At 59.5% G+C, this 21,842-nt stretch carries 18 protein-coding genes; 1 reads left to right on the top strand and 17 read right to left on the bottom strand.

Annotated features, from left to right (window positions below):
• Positions 1-22: 22 nt before the first annotated feature.
• The 17 genes from HMPREF9623_RS05990 to HMPREF9623_RS05910 all read right to left on the bottom strand — a co-directional run bounded on the left by HMPREF9623_RS05990 (position 23) and on the right by HMPREF9623_RS05910 (position 21,190).
• Positions 23-3,862 carry a glycosyltransferase gene (locus HMPREF9623_RS05990; RefSeq protein WP_009532998.1) on the bottom strand — a complete coding sequence of 1,280 codons (3,840 nt, stop codon included), beginning with the start codon at positions 3,860-3,862 and terminating at the stop codon, positions 23-25.
• Positions 3,859-5,163, bottom strand: coding sequence for an ABC transporter ATP-binding protein (locus tag HMPREF9623_RS05985; RefSeq protein WP_009532997.1), 1,305 nt, complete (start codon positions 5,161-5,163; stop codon positions 3,859-3,861). Before HMPREF9623_RS05985 ends, HMPREF9623_RS05990 begins: the two co-directional genes overlap by 4 nt.
• A gap of 18 nt (positions 5,164-5,181) precedes the next feature.
• On the bottom strand, positions 5,182-5,985 hold the full coding sequence (locus HMPREF9623_RS05980) for an ABC transporter permease (protein ID WP_009532996.1): 804 nt from the start codon (positions 5,983-5,985) through the stop codon (positions 5,182-5,184).
• A gap of 12 nt (positions 5,986-5,997) precedes the next feature.
• Positions 5,998-7,998, bottom strand: coding sequence for a DUF2142 domain-containing protein (locus tag HMPREF9623_RS11715; protein WP_009532995.1), 2,001 nt, complete (start codon positions 7,996-7,998; stop codon positions 5,998-6,000).
• Positions 7,982-8,374: a DUF2304 domain-containing protein gene (locus HMPREF9623_RS05970; protein ID WP_009532994.1), complete on the bottom strand. Its 393-nt coding sequence runs from the start codon at positions 8,372-8,374 to the stop codon at positions 7,982-7,984. Before HMPREF9623_RS05970 ends, HMPREF9623_RS11715 begins: the two co-directional genes overlap by 17 nt.
• A complete protein-coding gene (locus HMPREF9623_RS05965; protein ID WP_009532993.1) occupies positions 8,371-9,084 on the bottom strand; it encodes a glycosyltransferase family 2 protein in 714 nt (237 codons plus the stop codon). Before HMPREF9623_RS05965 ends, HMPREF9623_RS05970 begins: the two co-directional genes overlap by 4 nt.
• Entirely contained in the window at positions 9,081-10,028 is a 948-nt protein-coding gene (locus HMPREF9623_RS05960) for a glycosyltransferase family 2 protein (RefSeq protein WP_009532992.1), read from the bottom strand. The genes HMPREF9623_RS05965 and HMPREF9623_RS05960 overlap by 4 nt, the downstream gene beginning before the upstream one ends.
• A gap of 2 nt (positions 10,029-10,030) precedes the next feature.
• Positions 10,031-11,317: a lipopolysaccharide biosynthesis protein gene (locus tag HMPREF9623_RS05955; RefSeq protein ID WP_009532991.1), complete on the bottom strand. Its 1,287-nt coding sequence runs from the start codon at positions 11,315-11,317 to the stop codon at positions 10,031-10,033.
• Complete coding sequence (locus HMPREF9623_RS05950; RefSeq protein ID WP_009532990.1) at positions 11,314-12,213, bottom strand: glycosyltransferase; 900 nt, start codon at positions 12,211-12,213, stop codon at positions 11,314-11,316. The genes HMPREF9623_RS05955 and HMPREF9623_RS05950 overlap by 4 nt, the downstream gene beginning before the upstream one ends.
• A complete protein-coding gene (locus tag HMPREF9623_RS05945; RefSeq protein ID WP_009532989.1) occupies positions 12,210-13,208 on the bottom strand; it encodes a glycosyltransferase family 8 protein in 999 nt (332 codons plus the stop codon). Before HMPREF9623_RS05945 ends, HMPREF9623_RS05950 begins: the two co-directional genes overlap by 4 nt.
• Positions 13,209-13,266: 58 nt before the next feature.
• Positions 13,267-14,940, bottom strand: coding sequence for a 2-isopropylmalate synthase (gene leuA / locus HMPREF9623_RS05940; RefSeq protein WP_009532988.1), 1,674 nt, complete (start codon positions 14,938-14,940; stop codon positions 13,267-13,269).
• Positions 14,941-15,003: 63 nt separating this feature from the next.
• Positions 15,004-16,365: a phosphoglucosamine mutase gene (gene glmM / locus HMPREF9623_RS05935; protein WP_009532987.1), complete on the bottom strand. Its 1,362-nt coding sequence runs from the start codon at positions 16,363-16,365 to the stop codon at positions 15,004-15,006.
• Positions 16,365-17,285 carry a dTDP-4-dehydrorhamnose reductase gene (rfbD, locus tag HMPREF9623_RS05930; protein WP_009532986.1) on the bottom strand — a complete coding sequence of 307 codons (921 nt, stop codon included), beginning with the start codon at positions 17,283-17,285 and terminating at the stop codon, positions 16,365-16,367. The genes glmM and rfbD overlap by 1 nt, the downstream gene beginning before the upstream one ends.
• Positions 17,285-18,307, bottom strand: a complete 1,023-nt coding sequence (gene rfbB, locus HMPREF9623_RS05925) for a dTDP-glucose 4,6-dehydratase (protein ID WP_009532985.1) — start codon at positions 18,305-18,307, stop codon at positions 17,285-17,287. Before rfbB ends, rfbD begins: the two co-directional genes overlap by 1 nt.
• Before the next feature lie 22 nt (positions 18,308-18,329).
• Complete coding sequence (rfbA, locus tag HMPREF9623_RS05920) at positions 18,330-19,211, bottom strand: glucose-1-phosphate thymidylyltransferase RfbA (RefSeq protein WP_009532984.1); 882 nt, start codon at positions 19,209-19,211, stop codon at positions 18,330-18,332.
• Positions 19,212-19,268: 57 nt separating this feature from the next.
• Positions 19,269-20,093, bottom strand: coding sequence for a class B sortase (locus HMPREF9623_RS05915; protein ID WP_009532983.1), 825 nt, complete (start codon positions 20,091-20,093; stop codon positions 19,269-19,271).
• 74 nt (positions 20,094-20,167) lie between these two features.
• On the bottom strand, positions 20,168-21,190 hold the full coding sequence (locus HMPREF9623_RS05910) for an ATP-grasp domain-containing protein (protein WP_009532982.1): 1,023 nt from the start codon (positions 21,188-21,190) through the stop codon (positions 20,168-20,170).
• A gap of 137 nt (positions 21,191-21,327) precedes the next feature.
• Between HMPREF9623_RS05910 and HMPREF9623_RS05905 the strand changes: the two genes are divergently transcribed.
• The gene (locus HMPREF9623_RS05905; RefSeq protein ID WP_009532981.1) at positions 21,328-21,807 is read left to right on the top strand and encodes an S-ribosylhomocysteine lyase; all 480 of its coding nucleotides are present in this window, start codon (positions 21,328-21,330) and stop codon (positions 21,805-21,807) included.
• Positions 21,808-21,842 lie beyond the last annotated feature (35 nt).

Raw genomic sequence — 21,842 nt, 5'->3', positions numbered from 1 at the left:
GAACTACCTTCCGCAAGAGCGCTCAGGCAAAGTCATCTTTCAATTCCGCCCAGACTGCGTCCATGCTGTTGTGCGCCCGGATATAGCGCGCGGCGCGTTCCGCCATGGCCGTGAGCGCGTCCCGATCCCGGTACAGCCGCAAGGTCGCATCCGCAAAATCCGCGGCATCCTCCCGGATTTCCATAACGCTCGCCGCGTCCGGAATACCCTCCGCGCCGATCGGCGTCGTGAGCACCGGCGCGCCGTAGTAGAGCGCCTCGATGACCTTGCCCTTCACGCCTGCACCGTAACGAAGCGGCACGACGACAAGGCGGCAACTTTGGTAGAGTTCCGCAAGCCGCTCGTCCGAGACAAAGCCGAGAATGTGAATGCCCGCCGCCGGATTGTCGAGCGCCTTCAGTTCGTCCGGCACCTTGGAGCCCGCAACATAGAAATTGACCGACTCCTCCGCGCGTATCCGCGGAAACACTTCTTTCAGGAACCAGAGCACCGCATCCAGATTCGGCGGGTGCGCAAAGCCTCCCACAAAGAGCAGACCCTCGCGCTTCTCATAGCCGAAATCGCGTTCCGGCGGGAAACTGTCCCAGACATAGGCGGTCAAGGGCTTCACGCGTATGGTCTTGTCGATTGCGTGAATTGCCTTGCACTCGTCCGCCGAGGGATAGAAACTGAGCGCTGCCTTCCGGAGCAGCGAGAACTCGACGCCCTTCCAGTAGGCCGAGGCATCCCGGTGCTCTGTCTCCCCGGTCAGCTCGTACTCGCGGCGCTCCCGCAGGAAGTGGAGGTCGTGACCGTAGTAGAGGACGCGGACGGAAGTCCGCTCCTGGATGAAGTCGATGTACTTGCTCGCAATGTGCGGGCGGTTCAGATAGACAAAGTCCAGATCCGCCGCGTGTTTTTCGATCCAGTCCCAGATGCCCTGCTGCATCGCCGGGCCGTAGAGCACCTCAATGCCGAGCTGCGTGAGCGCCGTCGTGTAGGGCTCCTCCGCCGCGAAGTTATCGCCGAGGAACTTGACCTGATAGCCCTGCTTCACGAACATTTTCAGGTACTGCCAGGTCGTGCGGCTGCCCGCGTCCTTGTCAAAGGTCGGCACATAGTGATCCACCACGAGGATAATCTTCTTGCCCTTGCTCCGCTCGCGCGCCCGGAAGGGATCCGGATTGCCGTTGTTCTCAAACTGCTTGGCGAGCTCTTTCTTCCACTTCTCCTTTAATTTCTCGGTGTTCTCGATCTGATAGCGCTTTAAGCCCGTGCCCTGCACATCTGTGCCGTTCGAGATGCCCTCAAAGTGAATGACCACCGACTTCGGCTGATAGACCACGCGGTAGCCGTGTGATCGCACCTCAAAGGCGAGGTCGGAGTCCTCGCAGTAAGCGGGTGCATATCGCGTGTCAAAGCCGCCGATTTCCTTCCAGAGCGCGTGCCGGATCAGAATCGCCGCACCGGACATGTAGTCGACATCCTTCACATAGTTGAATTCCGGAAGCGAGGGGTCCTGAAGCCGCCCGTAATTCCAGCCGGAGGCATCGCTCCAGATGATGCCGCCCGCCTCCTGAAGCCGCCCGTCCGGGTAGACGAGTTTCGAACCCGTCATACCGATGCCCGGGTCTTCGTCCATGAGTTTTAAGAGCCAGGAGAGATAGCCCTCGGTGACCTTCGTGTCGTTGTTCAGGAAAAAGAGGAACTCACCGCGCGCCTTTGCCGCCGCCTGGTTACAGTTCTTTAAGAAGCCCTGATTTGTCTCGTTTCGCGCGATCACCAGCCCCTCCGCAAAGTCCGAAAGGCGCTTGGTCGCGTCGGTCGAGACATCGTCCGCGATAATGACCTCATAGGAGATGTCCGGCGTGTGCTCAAGAATCGAGACCAGGCAGGCGTAGGTATACGCAATCTGGTTATAGCAGGGGATGATGATCGAGACCCGCGGCGCGTCGAACTGCGGGAACGAAAGTTTCCCGTGCTCGCGGTAAATGTCGCCGATTGCGAATTCGCCGTCGATCAGATTTCTGCCCTCCGGCGTGCTGACCAGTTTCCGGTGCCGGATCGGATGCCGGATCGCATCGAGCCGGAACAGGAAGCGCTTCCGCTCGCCGGATCCCTTCGGATACTTCGCGTTGAAAATCGCACTCGCCTTCCGGCGGAGGCGGGAATAGAGCGTCTGGTGGCGACTCAGATACTGTAGGGTCTCCGCGAGCTGTCCGTTCTCCCGGCGAAGATCCCGTATCATGGTCTCGAGGTTCACGACATGATTGTCCGTTAAACGCTTCACCTCGGTAATTTTCTTGATTTCCGCATCGCGGATGCGGATTTCCTCCCAGGAGGCCGCGAGCTGTTCTCTGGTCTCCTCGAGCGTGCGCTCCGTCCGCGCGATGATCTCTGCGTTCTGCTGCGAGACAATGAAGCGGTCCAGGAAGCGCGCCTGCTCCTTTCCTGCGACGCCGCGCTGAAAGCTTGCCTCTTCCGCCGCAAAGCGCTTGCACTCCGCCGCCGTGACACCGAAGCGCTGTAAAAATTCCGCCTCCGTGCCGAGCCCGAGGCTCTCCCGCTGCTGTTCGTAGAAGGTGCGAAGCGCGCGATAGCGCACATAGTTTTTGTCGAGCGCGGTCTCGGAGACCCACTCGCAGTCGATGCCGGTCAGCGGAAGGTTCTCGATTTCGGTCTCTGCCGTGCCGCCGGTCACGAGAAAGTTATCGAAAATCGCATCGATGTTGTGGACTTCGCCGCCGCCGATCAGCCGGTCCAAAGCCCGCTCGAGCGTGTCCTCGAGCGGCGCCCCCGCGGCAATTTCGCGGCAAATGCGCTGCGAAAAATTCTCGCCGAGCACATAGGGGAAGCAGGCACTCGTCAGACCGTTTTCCGTCCGTATCTCCGGAGGCGCGTAGGAAATATCCCTGCCCTCTTCCCGCAGGCAGCGAAGCCGCTCGGCAAACGCCGCGATGTGCGCGTTGCCGTCCGCGCTCAATGCGCGCTTTTCAACCAGACGCGTGCCGTCCGCCTTTTCCCAAATGATTGTGACCAGGCGGTAGCGCGCATCGCGGTTTCGGTTGTATTTCACATAGACCGGGCGCGATTCCGGTGTTGCCGCCCCTTTGGTCCAGCAGGCGAGGAAGGAATCCGCAAAGCGCGGGTAGAGCCCGTCGCGACACACTTCGTTATACTTTGCGCCGACATTGATTGCGACATAGGTCGGGAAACCGTAGGCCGGTATCACGCGGGACAGTTCACCCTCTTCCGGAAGGCGGCGCTCCGAGTAGACCGTATCCGCCAGATTTTTGAGCGGCTCCGGGAAGTAGAAAAAGCTCTCCCCGCCCTCCGCGGTGATGTCCGCCGTGAGCGCCTCATAGCTCAGCGCGTTCTCGCCGAGTTTTTGTCCCGCAAAGGCGCGGACGCCGTAGGCATTTTCCGCGGCAATGAAAAGTGTGCCGCCGGGCGTAAGCAGTTTCCGCGCGGCGGAAAGTGCCGCCGCGCTCTCGTCCCCCAGCGTTCCGTCAAAGAAAATGTAGTCAAACGCCCCGGAGAGCGCCGTGCTCTCCGCACCGAGTTCTCCGGACACTGTCTCAAGTTCTCCAGACAGCCGAAAGGTCTCTTTTCTCTCCCGCAGAAAGGCGAGCGCTGCCTCATCCGTGTCGAGCGCCGTAATCTTAAGGCCCTTCCGAAGAAGCAGGGGCAGGAGCCCCCCGTCGCCCGCACCGGCAAGTAAAAGCGTTGCGCCCGCGCGGAACGGGTACCAGTCGAGAAGACTCTCGCGGCGGTCGGAAAAGAGCTCTAAGGTCTCAAGCTCCGGGTTTTCGTCGAGCATGTGCGCTGTATCGTTCCCGTAGCGCTCGAGCAATTCCTTGGCTTTTTCAATTCTCTCGCTCATGCCTTCTCCTCCCTCACAGCCTCAACTTCCGAGTCCATATCGTAGTAGCCCACGGTGTTCTTATTCGAGATGACCGTCAGGCTCAGCACATTGTAAAGTCTGTGGTAGACCACATGCTCGCCGTTCTCATAGCCGGTACAGCTCATCGAGAGCAGGTATTCGCCGCCCTGCAGATTCATCTTCTGCCGGAACGAGACCGTGTAGACATCGCCGTCCTTGACCGGCTTGATGTCCGCACCCTCGAACATCGTATTCGTGCCGGTGATGTCGGTGCCCTTCTTGTCGCGGAGCGTGTAGGTGAAAATCGGCATCTCGATCGGCGCGTGGAAGCGGATGCGCTCCCGTATCGTGAACATCTCCCCCTTTAAGAGGAGGTTCGTCACATTGCCGCGCGCGTCAAGGGTTCCGAAGTCCTCAAAGCTCGCTCTGCCGTCGCCGTACTCCTGCACCTCGGGGTTTAAGTTCATCCGCTCCTTCATGCTCTTGTCCGTGTGCACCTCCCCGACCGGCAGGCCGAGCGCCTCTTTCTTCTGTTCGATCAGGGCTTCGGCGAGCTCGTCGGTCTGGTTCGCCAGTATTTTTTTATAGAGGTCCACCATCTTCCCGGCCTCACCCTGCGCCACGAAGTGTCCGCGGTTTAGGAGCACCACCTTGTCGCAGTACTTGATGATGCTGCCCATGTCGTGACTAACCATCAAGATAGTCGTGCCGTTCTTCATCATCTCCTCCATACGGCGGTAGCACTTTGCCTGGAAGAAGACATCGCCGACCGAGAGGGCCTCGTCGACAATCAAAATCTCCGGATCCACATTGATCGCGAGCGCAAAGGCCAGGCGCACGAACATACCCGAGGAATAGGTCTTGACCGGCTGGTTCACAAAGTCCCCGATATCCGCAAAGCGGAGAATGTCATCCATTCTCCGCTGCATCTCCTCGCGCGAAAAGCCCATCATGGTGCCGTTCATATAGATATTTTCGAGGCCCGTGTATTCGCTGTTAAAGCCCGCGCCGAGTTCGAGGAGCGCCGAAATATTGCCGGAGACCTCGGCTGTGCCCGTGGTCGGGCTCAGCACGCCGGTGATAATCTTCAGTATGGTCGACTTGCCGGAGCCGTTCGTCCCGATGATGCCGACGGTCTCGCCCTTCTTCACATCGAACGAGATGTCCGAGAGCGCAAAGAAGTCGCGGTGATAGGACTTGTGGGTCAGGCTCACCGCCTCCTTCAGCCGGTCAATCGGCTTGTCGTAGAGCTTATAAATTTTGCTGACTCCCTGCACCGAGATTGCCAGATTTTTATCCATGAATCAGTCTCCTTTTTCTCACAGCACATCGGAAAAATGCGGTCTGAGCTTCCGGAACAGGCGCAGTCCCAGCGCGAGCAGCACCAGGGTCACGGCCCAGTAATACACAGTCTGCATGGGGCGCTCAAAGAACCAGTTTCCGGAAATCATGCTGTCTCGGTATCCGGTCACAATGTAATGAATCGGATTCAGCTTCAAAATCGGCAGGACTTTCGGCGGGAAATTGTCAAACATTTCGGGCGCCCACATGATGGGCACCAGCCACATGCCGAACTGCAGCAGAATGCTGACGAGCTGCGCCATGTCCCGGAAAAAGACCTGCACGGACGCCGTGATCAAAGTCAGCGCGAGAATCAGCACGGAGAGCGCCGCGCTATAGTATAAGAGCTGAAGCCAGGTCGCGAGCGGCAGTCTGCCGTAGCAGAAAAACATCGCGATCATAATCATCACGAAAATCGCGTGCACGAAGAGGCAGGACACCAGCTTGATGACCGGCAGCACTTCCACATTGAAGACCACTTTTTTGACCAGATAGTGGTATTCCTGCAGACAGCCGGTACCGGCATTCATCGCCTCCTGGAAAAAGAACCAGGGGACAATGCCGGGCACCAGCCAGATCACATAGGGCACACCCGGAATCGGCGGCACCGACTTAAAGCCGAGCTGGAAAATCATGAAGTAAATCAGCACGGTCACGATGGGCTGGACAAACATCCAGATAACACCGAAGTAGGAGCCGACAAAGCGCTTCCGGAAATCCGCCTTGGCGAGCTCAAAAATGAGCTTCCGGTTTTTTACGAGCTCCCGCATGAGTTTCGTCATACAACAATCTCCTCAGACTCTCAGCACGGCAAGCGCAAAAATGCGGATTCCCACGCAGAGATTTAATATCACAAAGCCGTAGGGCACGAGGCGCTTAAACGGCAGTCTGCTCTGCAACATCCGGCTCTGCAGGCTGAATAAAAAGACCGGCAGAAGGGGCAGGAAATATCTGCCCTGTACACCCTCAATCCAGACAGCGTCGCGGGAGGTCCAGGCGAGCAGCATGGCCCCGAGAACCCCGAAGAAGCTAAGCGCGCCGACCAGGAAGGCAAAGAGCCGCGCAATGCGGCCGGGCACACCGACTTCGATATAGTGCGGCAACGCGTTCTCGTCCGCCTCTTCCGCAGCGCTCACGGCCTCGCTTGCCGCTGCCTGCGCAGCCACAGCCGCCTCGGCCTCCCGGAGTGTCTCCGCGGCCTCCGCGACATGCTCGCCGAGCGGTGCGGTCAGCACTTCCCCGGCAGCGGCCTGCTGCGAGACTGCGTCGAGTGCCGTCTCCATCTCCGCCTGTGCGCTGTCCTCGGCCTGTGTTGTCTCTGCCGCGACCGCGCCTGTCCCTGTCTCGGGCAGTGCTTCCGCGCCTGCCGCCGCTCTCTCACTCTCTTCCCGCTCGCGCGCCGCGCGTCTTGCGGCCCGCGTGCCGGGCACCAGGATGCGCACGGTTTCTCCCGTGCTGTCGGCGACGGTCAGGCAGAAGAGCCCGAGCGCAAAGAACAGCGTCTGTAACCCGGATGCGCCGAGCAGCGGATCCAGATTGCCGAGTTTCGTCCCTATCATCTCGCCGCCCCAAGTCAGAATGCAGGCCGAGAAACTGTTCAGCAGCATGCGGAGCGTGAACAGGGGGTGCGAGAAGAGTTCCGCGGCCGTAAAGCCCGCGTGGCGCAGATCGGCGCTCACATTGCCCGTCTGCGCCGCAACCGCCGGGAAGAAATAGGCCTCCAATACGTCCGCATTGACCGCGAGCACCGCCGCAATCAGCGAGAGCAGAAGAATCAGGAAGCAGAGCAGCTTTTTGCCGCCCCCGCCGAACACGCGCGCCGGCACGAGCCAGAGTAAGAGAATCAGCGGCGCATAGACCAGCTTGCAGGGGCCGAAGAGCGCCGCGAGCGCGCAGAGCGCAAACAGTTCCCGCGCGCGGATTTCCTCCGCGCCGTAAGCGAGCTTAAAAATGAGCGCCGTGAAGAGAAACACGGTTCCGATTAAACCCGCGTCATAGGAGAGCGAGGCCGCGAGACTCACGCTCATCGGCAAAAGTCCCGCCGCCGCAAACCAGCCCTTGCCGAGCGGCGTCGTTCTGACCGCGAGCGCGGTCAGCGCGACATAGCAGCAGAGATTTAAGAATTTGCCGAGGAACAGAAGTCCCATGGTTCCGAGCCCGAGTGCGCGCGCAATCGAAAAGCCGATGGCCTGCGGCAGGTAGAAGACCGGCGTCGTGTGCACATCCGGAATCGCCGAGGCGACCGGTTTTGTCGAAAAGGCATAGCGCTTATCCCAGTCCTTGACGGCGCGATAGGTGGTCTGCTTGACCGGATTGCCGAGCACTTCCGGCACGCTCTCCTCGTCGTCCGGCACCAGCGGCGTCTTGACGCCGTTCATATCTTCGAGCGGATAGTCGACGGCGCGAACCGCCGTGAGTCCGGCCGGGCGAATCAGCGGATCCTCGAGCATCATGTTCGAAGAAATGCGATAAGCAGTGCTGTAGTGGCTCAGCTCATCGGGCGCCGAGAGTCCCGGCATCACCGCGAGGTACAGGACCCCGAGCACCATCGCCGAAAAGGCATAGGCGCGGTACATGCGGTCTCCCTTCCGGCTCCAGAGCAACGCGGCAAAAAGCGCCGTGATGACGGAAGCCGGAAACAGGAGCTCGTAGAGGACAAAGAGCAGATTGTCCTCGAACTGTGCCGCCGCATTCAGCGCGGAAACTGCGCCGTAAAGGCCGCAGATGACAACCAGAAAAATGCCGCAAAGGAAAAACGGCAGCGTCCGCACGGCTTTCTCATTGTTCCGATTCATGATTCCCCCCGTTCTGTCGGTTCAGACTCTCCTGCTGTTCCTCTTCCCGAAAGCGCTCCCTGAGCGCCATGGTCTGCGCGAGCGAACTCAGCTTTTCCTCGAGCAGTGAGACCTTCAGGCTCAGCGCAAAGACTTTCATGAAGAGTAAGGCAATGACCAGCAAAAACAGAAGATTTGCCGGTGACTGCACGCCAAACAATTCCGTCAATTTGTAAAGAATGGGCGGAAAGGCCGCGAGCAGAATGAAGAGCAGCGCGCAGAGCACCCAGAAAACACTGTCTTCGATCTGCATCTTCGACTTGCGAATCCGCGCCAGCACCACGGCACCCGCGAGCAGCGATACCGCCAGTAAAAACAGTCTCAGTCCGACACTCATGTCTCTTTCCCTCCGCCGCGCCGTTGTTCCGCCCGGAAGCTCTGAATCAACAGAATCGAGAGCAGCATGCGCGTCATGTAGCGCACGGAAATCCAGGGAGTCAGGTAACTGGTCCCCGCCGTCCGGAGATCCATCTCCGCCTGAATTTCCCGGAACCTTACACCGTTCTTCGCAAGAAACGAGAGCGTATCCGGCTCCGGCGGGTAGTTAATCTGCCGCGAGAAGAGCTCTATCATGCGGCGGTTGTACATCCGCATGCCCGAAGTCGGATCCTCGATGCGCACGCCCGAGGCGAGGCGTATGGCCGCCGTAATCATGCGGCTCCCGAGCATGCGGAGCGTGCGCGGCTTTTTCTCCGTCACAAAGCGGGACGCAATCACAATTTCGGCGCCCGCCTTGATTTCCTCGTACATCGCGGGGATGTACTCCGCCCGGTGCTGCCCGTCGCCGTCAAACTGAACCGCGGCGCGGTAGCCCTTTTCGTCGGCATAGCGCATCCCCGCGCGAAACGCCCCGGCAAGTCCCAGATTGACCGGCAGATAGAGCGCGCGGTAGCCGTTCGCGCGGAGTATCTTTGCGGTGTCGTCGGAGGAACCGTCGTTCACGACCAGATAGTCCGCCTCCGGGAGTTTCTTTCGACAGCCTTCCACGACGCGCTCTATGCTGCCCGCCTCGTTGTAAGCCGGAATAATGACCAGGATTTCTTTCATGCACACTTCTCCCAGTAACTGCGGTTCATCGTACAGCGCGCTCTGAGCCACTTCGGCAACAGGCGGTAGCGCTTGCCGAGCGCATAGCCGAAATACTTTGCCGCGCTCAGCGCAAAGAGCCGCGGAATTTCACGCCCCTCGCCCTGCCGCTTTAAAAAGCGCGCCGTGCGCCGCACCATGCGTATGCCCTCCGCCTCACTTTTCAGATCGGCGAAAATTTCGGGGTGCTCCGCCTGCGAGACCGCGAGGTCAAAGTTCCGGTGAAACTGCTGCGCCGGGGTATAGCAGTGCGAGTGATAGACCCGCGCATCCGCGCAGTAGGCGAGGGTCCCGCCGCTCTGTAAGAGCCGCGCCGCGTAAATCATATCCTCGTTAAAAATCGCGCGGGGCGGGAAACCGCCGAGCGCATCAAAGCGCGCGCGGACATAGGCCGCGCAGACATTCGAGGCAAAATAGGTCTTGATGCCGAGCTTCTCTTTGTCCGCCTCGGTCTTCAGAAAAGACTGGTCGCCGTAGTTATAGCGCCGCGTGAATTTCTCGAGAATGTCCGCGTCCGGGCTCGCGACCTGACGGCCGTAGCTCATCTCGGCCTTGCCGTTCACGAGCGGAAACAGCAGGCGCTCGAGGAGCTTGTCGTCACAGGGGACGGCGTCCTGCGTCATCATCACAAAGTAAGGCGTCTCCGAAAATAAGACACCCGTATTCCGCGTCCCGCCGTGGTCAAATTCTGCCTTGGAGAGATGATGAATCTCACAGCGCTCCGAGATGCCGAGTGTCTCAAGCCGCCCCTCGGCCCCGGCGGCGTCCCAGTAGGCGCGCTCCGTATTCATGAGAATAATCCTGTGCAGCGGAATGCTCTGACAAGCAAGCTGTGCGAGCAGCTGAAAGAAGCGCTCGTCCGGGCGATAAACCGGAATAATCACATCGAGTTCTGTCTCTCCCATTATTAAGCTTCCCCCCTGAATTTACTGTCCTGCCGAAGCGCCTGCGCGGTTGAAATCGCAAAGAGCAGCGTGAGTAAGAGCATCATGCCGCAATATGAGAGCGCCGCGCCGCGCATACCGAAGCGCTGCACCCCCTGCTCCGCGCTGAGCCAGGCGAGTCCCGTCCCGAGCACATAGATGAGAAAAATCAGTCCCTGCCGCTCGAGAATCACCAGACAATAGTATAACAGATTTAAGAGCGCATAAAAGCCGCCGCCGAGAATCACGAGTAAAAGTTCCGTCCTGAGCCCCCGGAGCGCTTTTCCTGCCTCTACGCCGACTAGGAGAGATAGCACCGGGATGCCGAGCAGCCAGGCAAGCCCTGCGCCAAATAAGGTCAGCACGAAAATCAGACCGCCGATTTTCGCGACCGTCGCCTGAAACGCTGCCTTATCGCCCCGCTCCCGCTGCTCGGAGAGCAGGGTCAGCACCGGGCGTATCACAAAGTTCGCCATGAGATTGATGACGGAGGTCGGAATGAAAATCGTCGTATAGTAGCTGTTGTCCGCCGCTGTGAGATAGCGGTTCACTGCATATTTACTCGCCGCAAAGATATAGAGATCCAGAAACGCGCCGAGAAACAGCCAGCGGCTCTTGGCGAAGAGATGCCGGATATACCCTCTCCGGCGTTCCGTTCTCACATTCGGCAGGCAGGAAAGCGGCGCGACGCAGCAGAGCAGGATCATGCCCGCCTGCCCGATGAGGGCGCCGAGGCAGGCGGCAACCAGCGAGCGCGTCACAAAGAGCAGCGCCAAAAAGACCGCGACACTACCGAGTGTCCGGAACGCATTGCTCTTTCCGGCGAGATACAGTCTCCCCTGCCGCTGAAATTCCGAATCATAGCAGTCGGCAAAGCCGTCCAGAATTTTATAACCCGCGGTCAGAAAGAGCACAGTCCGCGCCTCACCGGACGCACTGAACAGAAAGCCGTAGCCGAGTGTCGAAAGCACTGCCGCCGCGCAGCTGAGTAACCGGAACGCCCGGTACTCGCCGAAGGTCGCCTGCTCTCCCGCATCCGTCACCTGCACCGGCCGCATGCCGAAGTAGGCGACAATGAAAATCTGCTGCCCGAAGGTTGAAAAGGCAAAGAAAAAAATGCCGCCGGCCGCCGCGCCGAGTGTCCGCGTGACCACCGCGCCGAGCAGCATACTGGTCAGCGCATAGATAAAGGAGCCGGCCATGTTCCAGAGCACATTGCGCTTTGCGATGTTGGTCTCGCTCCCGATAAAGAAACTGCCGATTCCGTTCATTTTCCCCCGCCCGTCAAAAAGATTTCCAGCCGTATCAGCGCAAAGCAGAGTTCCGTGAAGAAGAGCTTTGCTCTCCCGCAGCCGAGGTAATGCCGGAAGTAGAAGCGCATTGCCCTCTCCCTGAGCCTCTGCCGGTCGAGTGCCCGCCGATAACTCTTGCCGATGCTCGCCGCGTGACGGTGAAGATAGCGCTCTGTCGTGAGCAGCGCTGTCTCCGCGCCGATCCGCCGCAGCCGCTGTCCGAGAATATACTCTTCCTCGTAGAGAAACACGCGCTCGTCGTAGCCGCCCGCCGCGAGAAAACGCTCTATGTCAACGAGGAGCAGCGAACCCGGCACGCAGTCGACCGGCGCCAGTTTTGCGCGGTAGTGACTTTTCGGATAATGCAGGAGCGGCGTAAACAGACGCCGCGCGACCGGCCCCGCCTCGAGGAGGTCCGGGAGCCAGGTCCGGAGCGGAAACGCCGCCGCGCCGGAGAGCACATTCGCGCGGCTCCCCGGCAGTTCAGCCGCTTTTCCGTGGGAAGGATTCACCTGTACCGGCGCGAGCACGGCGATTGCCGGATTTGCCCGCATCGCCGCGACGAGCGCAGCGAGGCAGGAAGCCGTGAATTCCGCATCTGGATTCGCAATCAGCGCATATTGTATGCCCTTTTTCGCCGCGTAGCGGATGCCGAGATTATTGCCCGCGCCGTAGCCGTCGTTTCTCTTTGCCGCGAGCACTGTGACCTTCCCGCCCGCAACCGCCCGAAGCGCCGCGAGGCTCCGATCCGTCGAGGCATTGTCGACCACGATGATACGATCCAGCGCCGCATAGTCCCGGATGTGCCGTATCTGTGCGAGCGTGGTCTCGCTGTCATTGTAGTTGACCACTACGGCCGCTGTGCGCTCTCTCATACCTTTCCCGCCTCCCGCATCTTCCGCCTTCTCTCCTCCGCACTCTTTTTCACATAGCGCCGTCCGATAGCAAAGCGGAGCGAGGGGAAATGTCGCGTCAGGAGATTCATGCCGTGGTAGCAGAGAAGATACGCCTGCTTGCCGCCCTCCGGCGCCGCATCCTTCCAGGGTGTCCGCGCAAGATAACAGAGATAGGCCCTCCCGTAGGGGTTATAAGCGCCCTGCCGCCAGGGTCTCTCATCTCCCGCGTAGTGAAGAATCGCCGGGTGGCGCTTTGCCGCCTCGAAACGCCGCTCGCCGATTTTCCGGTAGGCCGGCGAAAAGACCTCGAGCGACGCATAGGAGAAGTAATAATAATTGGTGATGAAATTATAGGCAGGGTGCAGGGTCGCAATGCGTCCCCGAAGGAGCCCGTTAATGGCGTCCTGATCCTGAAAGAGGCAGTAGGGCGCAATGCTCCCGTAGTAGTCGAGCAACTGTCTGCCGATGTCTTCCGCTCTCCAGCGCGCGAGGTCCACGAGCATGACGCCCGCGTTAAAATACGACGCCTCCGGCAGTATCCCGAGATAGGCCTTGACCTCGTGGTAGATGGTCGGTTCCTCCGCCATTGCGAGCAGCGCACCGCGAAGATCCGCCGTATACATGCGGTGCAGGCTCCGCTGCACCACGGTGTCACAGTCCAGGTAGAGGACACGCTTCACTTCGGAAGGCAACAGTTCCCCGAGGAAAAAGCGCCCCAGTGTGCTCAGATTGAATCTCCCGGTGTCGGGCCGCTCCGGGAAACGCTCTTCCAGATTCTCACAGGGCAGAAGAATCAGTTCCCGTCCGAAATCGGCCGCGAGTGCCTGTAACTTCTCCGCTGTCTCTGTCCGTATGCCGGTGTCCAAGAGATAGACCGTGAGTTCCTCTTCGTCCGGATTGCAGTCGCAGAGCGAGGCGAACGAGACCGCAAAGTGCCGTGCATAGGCCTCGTTCGAGACATAGACCACGTTCATCCGCATCCCCTCCTATGGAAACAGCCCGGAACGCGCCGGGCTGTATGAAATCAGCTTTTTAGTAGAACAGACGGTTTACCGCCGAGAAAATACCGCGGAGCGAAGCTCTCGTGATGTTGCTCGAGATGCCGACACCGTAGGTCGTGCGTCCGCTCTTCTCATCCAGCATGTGGATGTAGGAAGCCGCCTGCGCGTTGGAACCCTGACGCAGCGCGTGCTCGGAGTAATCGAGAATGCGAATCTGCAGACCCAGTGCCTCAGCGAGGCCGTGGCGCACCGCATCGATCGGGCCATTGCCGACGCCCTCAAACTGCCGCTCCTCGCCGTTCAGCGTGTAGGTGCAGACAGCGCGGGTCGAGAACTCACCCTCCTCGAGACCATTGTCCGAAATCACGCACTTCTTGAAGTGTACCGGCTCCTTGCGGTCGAGGTAAGCGCGCTGGAACTCGGCGTAAATTTCCTCCGGTGCAATCTCACCCTGCTTCTCGGAGAGTGCCTGGATGATATCCGCGAACTCCTTGTGCATGCCCTTCGGCAGCCGGAAGCCGTAGAAGGTATCCATGATGAACGCGACGCCGCCCTTGCCGGACTGGGAGTTGATGCGGACCACCGGCTGATAGACTCTGCCGATGTCGCTCGGGTCGATCGGGAGGTAGGGCACCTGCCAGTAGGGATTGTTCCGCTCCCGCATCGCCTGCATGCCCTTGCTGATGGCATCCTGGTGAGAGCCCGAGAAGGCCGTGAACACGAGCTCGCCCGCGTACGGGTGGCGCGGCGGAATACTCATCTTCGTGCAGCGCTCATAGACCTCCGCAATCTCCTTCTCGTTCGAGATGTTGAGATGCGGCTCTATGCCCTGCGAATACATGTTGTAAGCCACGGTCAGAATGTCCACGTTGCCGGTGCGCTCGCCGTTTCCGAAAAGCGTGCCCTCGACACGGTCCACACCCGCAAGCAGCGCGAGCTCGGTCGCCGCGACACCGGTGCCGCGGTCGTTGTGCGGGTGGATGCTGACCACAATCGAATCGCGATTCTTAAAGTGACGCACCATCCACTCAATCTGGTCCGCATAGACATTCGGCGTGTTCATCTCGACCGTCAGCGGGAGGTTGATGATGACCTTCTTCTCCGGTGTCGCCATCCCCCACTCGTCGAGGACCGCCTCGCAGACCTCGAGCGCAAAGTCGAGTTCCGTCCCCATAAAGCTCTCCGGGGAGTACTCGAGGATGATGTCGTCGCGCCCGAACTCCTTCATGCAAGCCTTGACCGTCTTGACGCCGTCTATGGCAATCTGCTTAATCTCCTCGCGGCTCGCGTGGAAGACCACGTCGCGCTGCAGGGTATTGGTCGAATTGTAGATGTGCACAATCGGATTCGGAATGCCCTCGATGGCCTCGAAGGTTCTGCGAATCAGGTGCTCGCGGCACTGCGTGAGCACCTGGACATGCACATCCGACGGGATCATCTTCCGCAGCGCAAGCAGACGGAGGAAGTCGAACTCAATCTGAGAGGCCGCCGGAAAGCCGATCTCGATTGCCTTAAAGCCCAGCTTTAGCAGGAGGTTGAACATCTCTGTCTTCTCCTCGACAACCATGGGCTCCACGAGCGCCTGGTTGCCGTCCCGAAGATCGACCGAGCACCAGATCGGTGCCTTTTCAATCTCACGATTCGGCCACTCGCGCTCAGGGAAATGAACGACCGGGTTCCGTTGATATCTCTCGATATGATACATAACTCTCTCCTTCCGAAATTCTGTAAAACAAACTACTTTGACTCCGATTCCTGTATCGCGGTCTCAGGACTCGAGCGTGAGTCCCTCGGCCGCCAGCACGCCGACAAGGCGTTCGACCGTCTCGTCGCAGAGCGCTTCGCTCGACGCCTCGACCATCACGCGGATCACCGGCTCCGTGCCGCTCGCGCGAAGCAGCACTCTGCCGTCACCCGCGAGAGCCGCTTCTTCCCGTTTGACCGCCGCGAGCACAGCCGCATTCGTCTCGGCCGCCGCCTTGTCTCTGACCGCGACATTCTTAAGCCGCTGCGGGTAAATCGTGACCTCTCCCGCGAGTCTCGAGAGCGGTGCCTTGGTCTCCATCAGCACTTCCATGAGTTTCAGTGCCGTCACCATGCCGTCGCCCGTCGTCGCGTACTTTGCGAAGATGATGTGGCCGGACTGCTCGCCGCCGAGGCGGTCGCCGCTCCGCTGCATCTCCTCGTAGACATACTTGTCGCCGACCTTGGTCTTCTCGTAGGCAATGCCCTCGCGCTCGAGCGCTTTGTAAAGTCCGAGATTCGACATAATCGTCGTCACGATGCGGTTGTTTGCGAGTTCGCCGCGCTGCTTCATGTACTTGCCGCAGATGTAGAGAATGCGGTCGCCGTCCACAAGCTCGCCGTTCTCATCGACCGCGAGGCAGCGGTCCGCATCGCCGTCAAAGGCAAAGCCGATGTCGCAGTGCTCCCGCTTGACGATCTCGATCAGATTCTCGATGTGCGTCGAGCCGCAGCCGAGGTTGATGTTTGTGCCGTTCGGCTCCGCGTGAATCACAATCGTCGTTGCGCCGAGCGCGTCGAACACATTTTTCGCGATGCTGGACGCCGAGCCGTTCGCACAGTCGAGCGCGACTTTCACATTCTTAAACGAGCGTGTCGCGAGCGAAATTAAATGGCCGATGTAGCGGTGGCGTCCCGCCGAGAAGTCTGTCGTGCGGCCGATATTCTCGCGGCGCGCGAGCGGCAGTTCCGCCGGCGTCCCGTCAATCCACGCTTCGATCGCTTCGATGACGGACTCCTCCATCTTCTCGCCGTTGCCGTTCAGGAGCTTAATGCCGTTATCATAAAACGGATTGTGGCTCGCGCTGATCATGATGCCGGCGTCAAAGCCCTCGGTCCGCACCACATAGGCGACACTCGGGGTCGGCGTGACATGCAGGAGGTACACATCCGCGCCCGAGGCCGTGAGCCCAGCCGAGAGCGCATCCTCGAGCATATAGCTCGAGCGGCGCGTGTCCTTGCCGATTGCAATCTGGCAGCGCGCGCCGTCCGTGTGCTTCTGTCCGTAGTACCAGCCGAGATACCGTCCCACCTGATAGGCATGCATCGGCGTGAGCTCAACATTGGCCTCGCCGCGAAAGCCGTCTGTTCCAAAATATTTGCCCATTACGCTTCCTCCCGGAGCAGTTTCACATAGCGGTGCAAAGCGTCCCGCCAGTCGGGCAGCGGTGTAAAGCCCTGCTCTCTCAACTTCTTCTTCTCGAGGCGGCTGTTAAACGGGCGCATTGCCTTTGACTGTCCGTATTCCGCCGTCGTGACCGGGGTGACCTTCGTGTCCATCCCCGCCTCTTCGAAAATCGCCTTTGCGAATTCGTACCAGGAGATGTAGCCGCCCTCGTTGGTCGCATGGTAGGTGCCGTATTTCTCGGTCTCGACCATGTCCGCGAGCAGAACCGCCAAATCCAGCGTATAGGTCGGCGTGCCGATCTGGTCGTTGACCACGCGGAGCTCCGGGTGAGTCGCGCCGACGCGGAGCATGGTCTTGATAAAGTTATTGCCGTTCACGCCGAAGACCCAGGCAATGCGTACAATGAAATACTTACTGAGCTGCTGCCGCACCGCTTCCTCGCCGTAGAGCTTGGTCATGCCGTAGACATTTTGCGGATCGAAATCGCGGCAGTCCGGCTCCCAGGGCGCCGTGCCCTGCCCGGAAAAGACATAGTCGGTGCTGATGTACATCATCTTCGCGTCGATTTCGCGGCAGGCAGCCGCAAGGTACTCGGTGCCGAGCCCGTTGATTTTCTGTACCAACTCGCGCTTGTCGGCATCTTCCGCGGCATCCACAGCCGTCCAGGCCGCACAGTGAATCAGCACATCCGGCTTTACTTCGCGCATCACGCGCTCTACCGCCGCGCGGTCCGTGATGTCGAGCGGCACATAGCGACAAGTCGTGACCGCCGTGCCGTCCTGCACGCCGCTGTATGTCGCCGCAAGATCGGAGCCGATCACCTCTTCGCCGCGACGCAGCAGTTCATTCACGACATCGTGGCCCAGCTGGCCCGCGACGCCGGTCACCAAGGCGCGCATCAGAGGCGCTCCCCATACATTTTCTCAAAATACTTCTGATACTCGCCGCTCACAATGTGCTCCCACCAGTCGCGGTGATTCAGGTACCAGTCGATTGTGACCGGGATACCTGTGTCGAAGGTGTACTCCGGCTTCCAGCCGAGCTCGGTCTCAATCTTGGTCGGGTCCATCGCATAACGGAGGTCGTGACCCGGGCGGTCTTTCACAAAGTGAATCAGGCTCTCCGGCTTGTTCAGCGCGCGGAGTATGGTCTGCACGACCTCGAGATTGCTTCTCTCGTTGTGGCCGCCGATGTTATAGACCTCGCCGACTCTGCCCTTTCGCACCACGAGGTCGATTGCGGAGCAGTGATCCGTCACATAGAGCCAGTCGCGCACATTCTTGCCCTCGCCGTAGACCGGGACTTCCTCGTTGTTCAGCGCGCGGCTGATGACGAGCGGAATCAGCTTCTCCGGAAAATGGTAGGGGCCGTAGTTATTCGAGCAGCGGCTGATGGTCACCGGCAGCCCGTAGGTTCTGTGATAGGCCTGCACAAAGAGATCGGCCGCTGCCTTCGCGCTCGAATAGGGCGATGAGGTGTGGAGCGGGGTCTCCTCGGTGAAGAAGAGGTCCGGGCGGTCTAAGGGCAGATCGCCGTAGACTTCATCGGTCGAAACCTGATGATAACGCTTTATACCGTAGGTGCGGCAGGCATCGAGCAAGGTCGTCGTGCCGACCACGTTTGTCCGCACAAAGACCTCCGGATCCGTGATACTGCGGTCCACATGGGACTCCGCCGCAAAGTTAATCACAATGTCCGGCTTCTCCTTCTCGAAAAAGTCAAAGACAAAGGCTCTGTCCGCGATATCACCGCGCACAAAGCGGTAGTTCTTCTTGTCCGCGACCGGCGCAACGCTCTCCAGATTGCCCGCATAGGTGAGGAGATCCAGGTTGATGATCTCATCCTCCGGATAGCGATTCACCTCGTACTGCACGAAGTTGCTGCCGATAAAACCTGCGCCGCCTGTCACTACTATTTTCATCTCTCTGTCCTCTCTCGCCTGTTTACTGTACCAGATATTTGCCGTCCAGAACGTCTCGCAAGTACTTGCCGTACTCATTCTTCCGCATGGACTCTGCCGCTTCCGCGAGCTGCTCGCCGGAAATCCAGCCGTTTAAGTAGGCGATTTCCTCGAGGCAGGCAATCTTTCTGTGCTGGTGGGTCTCAATCGTATAGACAAAGTTGGTCGCCTCGACGAGCGACTCGTGCGTGCCCGTGTCAAGCCAAGTGAAGCCCTGACCGAGCAGATTCACCTCGAGCTCGCTCTTTTCGAGATACAGGCGGTTCAAATCGGTGATTTCGAGCTCGCCGCGCGCACTCGGCTTTAAGCTCTTCGCAAACTCGACCACGCGGCGGTCATAGAAGTAAAGTCCCGTCACGCAGTAGTTCGACTTCGGCTTCTCCGGCTTCTCCTCGATCGAGACCGCGCGCCCCGCCTTGTCGAACTCCACAATGCCGAAGCGCTCCGGGTCGTCCACATAGTAGCCGAACACCGTCGCGCCCTGCTCGCGCCCCGCGGCGCGGAGCAGTTGCTCCTTTAAACCGTTGCCTGCGAAAATATTGTCGCCGAGTATCATTGCGACGCGGTCGTCGCCGATAAAGTCCTCGCCGAGCAGAAACGCCTGCGCGAGACCGTCCGGGCTCGGCTGCACCGTATAGGAGAGCGAGAGTCCGAACTGACTGCCGTCGCCGAGGAGTTCCTCAAAGCGCGGTGTATCCTCCGGCGTCGAGATAATCAGAATGTCCCGGATGCCCGCCGTCATCAAGACGGAAAGCGGGTAGTAAATCATCGGTTTGTCGTAAACCGGAAGCAACTGCTTACTGGTGACCTTGGTCAGCGGATAAAGCCGCGTGCCGGAACCTCCGGCGAGTACAATTCCCTTCATGTTGCCTCTCCCCCTGCTGGTAGTTTTGGGTGATGCCGGTTCTTATGTTGCCTGCTGTTACGGTTGCTTTTCGATGGCAGCCGGTTTGACCGGATTGCCCGCCGCATCCACCTCGTAACAATAGAGGATGGTGCGCGCGTCGTTAAACTCATAGGAGCAGGTTACAAACGAGAACAGTTTGTCTACGCCCTCCGCCGGCAAATCGCGGAACTCGCAGCCCTTCGTCATCTGATCCACATAGGCATTGAACTCCCGGCGGTCCGAAAACTCGATGCGGCGCTTATCCTCGCCCGCGTCCGTGTAGAGTGCGGCGAGCGGCTTTAAAATATAGGTGTGCTCCGGCGTGTAGAGATACACTCTTCGGTGCGCCTCAAAGAAACTCTTTTTCTTGAAATTGACGAGTGGCGTGAACATGGTGCCGTTTTTCATGTGATGACCATACATCAGATTCTGGAGCGTCGAAAAATCCGGGGCGTCGTCGCCGTCCAGGAAAACGCCGTCATACGAGCCCTCGCGGCCGTCGATATCGCGGCGCAGATAATATTCGTTGTCCGCCTCGCGGTACAGAATCGGATAGTTGACATCGGTACCCGGCACATAGAGCCATGCGACCACATCCGGATTCTTGGCCTTGAGCGCCGCAAAGTCAATGACGCGCGCCGCATCCGCATCCTGCTCCGGCAGAGTTGCCGCCGTGCTCTCTTCTCCTGCCGCCGCCGTTGTCTCCGCTGCCTTGGTCTCGGCCGCAACCGCCGTCGGCATCTCCGCATAGCGCTTGATATGTGCGCTCCGGTCTTGGAGCCGCTTCCCGTTTGCGATGCCAAGCAACAAAATCAGGACTATCAGCGCGACATGCCTGTTTCGTTTCTTCTTCTCGTCCATATTCCTCCCTTGGCGTCTTGTTTTCTCTTCGCCAAAAAAGCGCAGCAGAAGCATAACTGCGCTTTTTTACTATATCACTCTTTTGTTACCACTTCTATATATTTCTTAACCTGCCAGCCGGGCGTAATCCGCTCCGTTATGTCCTCCGGAATGCTCTCGCCGCGCCAAGCCCCGAGGTGCAGCCGCACGGCGGGAAGACCTGCCCGCTCCGAAAAACCGATGCCGCCCGAAAAGCGCGGGTTGCACTCGAGGAAATGATACTTGCCACCCGCATCCTTGATAAATTCAAAGTTCACGCAGCCGATGACGCCGAGTTCCGCCGCGAGCGCTCCGCAAATTGCCTCGAGCTCGCTGTCCCGGAATACCTGCACCGAGAGACCGGCCCCGCGCGGCGTCCGGATATACTCCTCCCGCGCGAGCGCGAGCGTATGCCCTGCGCTGTCCCGGATTGTGTCCACACAGACCACGCGACCCGAGATAAAGGGCTGCGCGAGATAGCCCTCCGCCCGGCCGAGCATGCGAAGCTCGAGGAGCGCGCGCGTCAGCGCCTCGCGGTTTCCGATGCGGAATACCCCCTCCGAGCTTCTGCCGTTGTCCGGCTTTAAGATGAGCGGCATGTGGCGGAGCAGCCACTGCTCTCTCTCCTCTTCCGTGCGGTGCGGCATGCGGAAGGTCGGAATCGTCACAAAGCGCTCATTCCCCGCGCGGCGGAATACCGCCTCCGCTGCCTCCTTGCTCTGCTTCTTGTGGCGCGCACGCTGCAGCAGTTCCCCGGACGGCGCGAGCAAAAGGGCGCCTCCGAGCTGCTCCGTGTCCGCGCCGAGCACATCGAGTTCCGCATCGGTCAGCGGCAATATGCCGTCAATCTGTTCCCGCTGAATCACCGCGCCGAGCTTCTGCAGATATTCCTCGCGCGCGTCACAGCGCGGCAGCTGATAAAACGCCTGCACTTCCGTGCTCTCCGAGAGCAGTTCCGCCGGATTGACATCCGTTCCGACGACATAACAGCCCTCTTTCTTCAACTCCCGGATCACGGCGGGTGCCGCAAACGAGCCGATTGCCGTCACCAATATACGTCTCACTTCTCTTGTTTCCATCGATATTCCCATCCTTCCGCGCACTGCGCTTGCATTCCGAATTTTACTGTGTTAGGCTAAAACTTTACCATAACTATCAAGAATGTCAATCGGGGAGCGAACCGCGCCGGCACGGCGCCCGCAAGAGGAGGCTGCATATGGAAAAAATCACGAGCTTTACTGTCAATCACCTGAACCTGGAACCCGGCGTCTATGTATCCCGGAAAGATGCGGTCGGCCCCGAGACGGTCACCACCTTCGATCTCCGCATGACTGCGCCGAACAAGGAGCCCGTCATGAATACCGCGGAAGTCCACACGCTCGAACATCTCGGCGCGACCTTCCTCCGGAACCACGCGGACTTCGGTGCACGCGTCCTCTACTTCGGCCCCATGGGCTGCCGCACCGGCTTTTATCTCCTGCTCCGCGGCGACTATGAGCCCGCCGACATTCTGCCTTTGCTCCGTGAACTCTTCCGCTTTGTCACGAACTTCACGGGCGAGGTCCCGGGTGCGGCCGCACGCGACTGCGGCAACTACCTCGACATGAACCTGCCGATGGCAAAATGGGAGGCTCGCCGCTACCTGGAGCGCGCCCTGAACGCACCGCGGCCGTCGCAGCTTCGCTATCCGGACTGAGAAAAGCTTAAACTGTAAGAAAACCGTCAGGATTA

Origin of the sequence: Stomatobaculum longum (assembly GCA_000242235.1) — a bacterium.
Classification (GTDB): Bacteria; Bacillota; Clostridia; order Lachnospirales; family Lachnospiraceae; genus Moryella; species Moryella longum.
Note: the sequence above shows the minus strand (reverse complement) of the source record. Positions and strands in the feature narration are given on the sequence as shown.

Excerpts from the sequence above, each read along its gene's own strand:
- HMPREF9623_RS05955 (WP_009532991.1), bottom strand. The coding sequence starts at position 11,317 with ATGAACGGAATCGGCAGTTTCTTTATCGGGAGCGAGACCAACATCGCA.
- rfbB (WP_009532985.1), bottom strand. The coding sequence starts at position 18,307 with ATGAAAATAGTAGTGACAGGCGGCGCAGGTTTTATCGGCAGCAACTTC.
- HMPREF9623_RS05915 (WP_009532983.1), bottom strand. The coding sequence starts at position 20,093 with ATGGACGAGAAGAAGAAACGAAACAGGCATGTCGCGCTGATAGTCCTG.
- HMPREF9623_RS05960 (WP_009532992.1), bottom strand. The coding sequence starts at position 10,028 with ATGGGAGAGACAGAACTCGATGTGATTATTCCGGTTTATCGCCCGGAC.
- HMPREF9623_RS05990 (WP_009532998.1), bottom strand. The coding sequence starts at position 3,862 with ATGAGCGAGAGAATTGAAAAAGCCAAGGAATTGCTCGAGCGCTACGGG.
- HMPREF9623_RS11715 (WP_009532995.1), bottom strand. The coding sequence starts at position 7,998 with ATGAATCGGAACAATGAGAAAGCCGTGCGGACGCTGCCGTTTTTCCTT.
- HMPREF9623_RS05970 (WP_009532994.1), bottom strand. The coding sequence starts at position 8,374 with ATGAGTGTCGGACTGAGACTGTTTTTACTGGCGGTATCGCTGCTCGCG.
- HMPREF9623_RS05985 (WP_009532997.1), bottom strand. The coding sequence starts at position 5,163 with ATGGATAAAAATCTGGCAATCTCGGTGCAGGGAGTCAGCAAAATTTAT.
- HMPREF9623_RS05980 (WP_009532996.1), bottom strand. The coding sequence starts at position 5,985 with ATGACGAAACTCATGCGGGAGCTCGTAAAAAACCGGAAGCTCATTTTT.
- glmM (WP_009532987.1), bottom strand. The coding sequence starts at position 16,365 with ATGGGCAAATATTTTGGAACAGACGGCTTTCGCGGCGAGGCCAATGTT.
- HMPREF9623_RS05945 (WP_009532989.1), bottom strand. The coding sequence starts at position 13,208 with ATGAACGTGGTCTATGTCTCGAACGAGGCCTATGCACGGCACTTTGCG.
- HMPREF9623_RS05950 (WP_009532990.1), bottom strand. The coding sequence starts at position 12,213 with ATGAGAGAGCGCACAGCGGCCGTAGTGGTCAACTACAATGACAGCGAG.
- leuA (WP_009532988.1), bottom strand. The coding sequence starts at position 14,940 with ATGTATCATATCGAGAGATATCAACGGAACCCGGTCGTTCATTTCCCT.
- rfbD (WP_009532986.1), bottom strand. The coding sequence starts at position 17,285 with ATGCGCGCCTTGGTGACCGGCGTCGCGGGCCAGCTGGGCCACGATGTC.
- rfbA (WP_009532984.1), bottom strand. The coding sequence starts at position 19,211 with ATGAAGGGAATTGTACTCGCCGGAGGTTCCGGCACGCGGCTTTATCCG.
- HMPREF9623_RS05910 (WP_009532982.1), bottom strand. The coding sequence starts at position 21,190 with ATGGAAACAAGAGAAGTGAGACGTATATTGGTGACGGCAATCGGCTCG.
- HMPREF9623_RS05965 (WP_009532993.1), bottom strand. The coding sequence starts at position 9,084 with ATGAAAGAAATCCTGGTCATTATTCCGGCTTACAACGAGGCGGGCAGC.
- HMPREF9623_RS05905 (WP_009532981.1), top strand. The coding sequence starts at position 21,328 with ATGGAAAAAATCACGAGCTTTACTGTCAATCACCTGAACCTGGAACCC.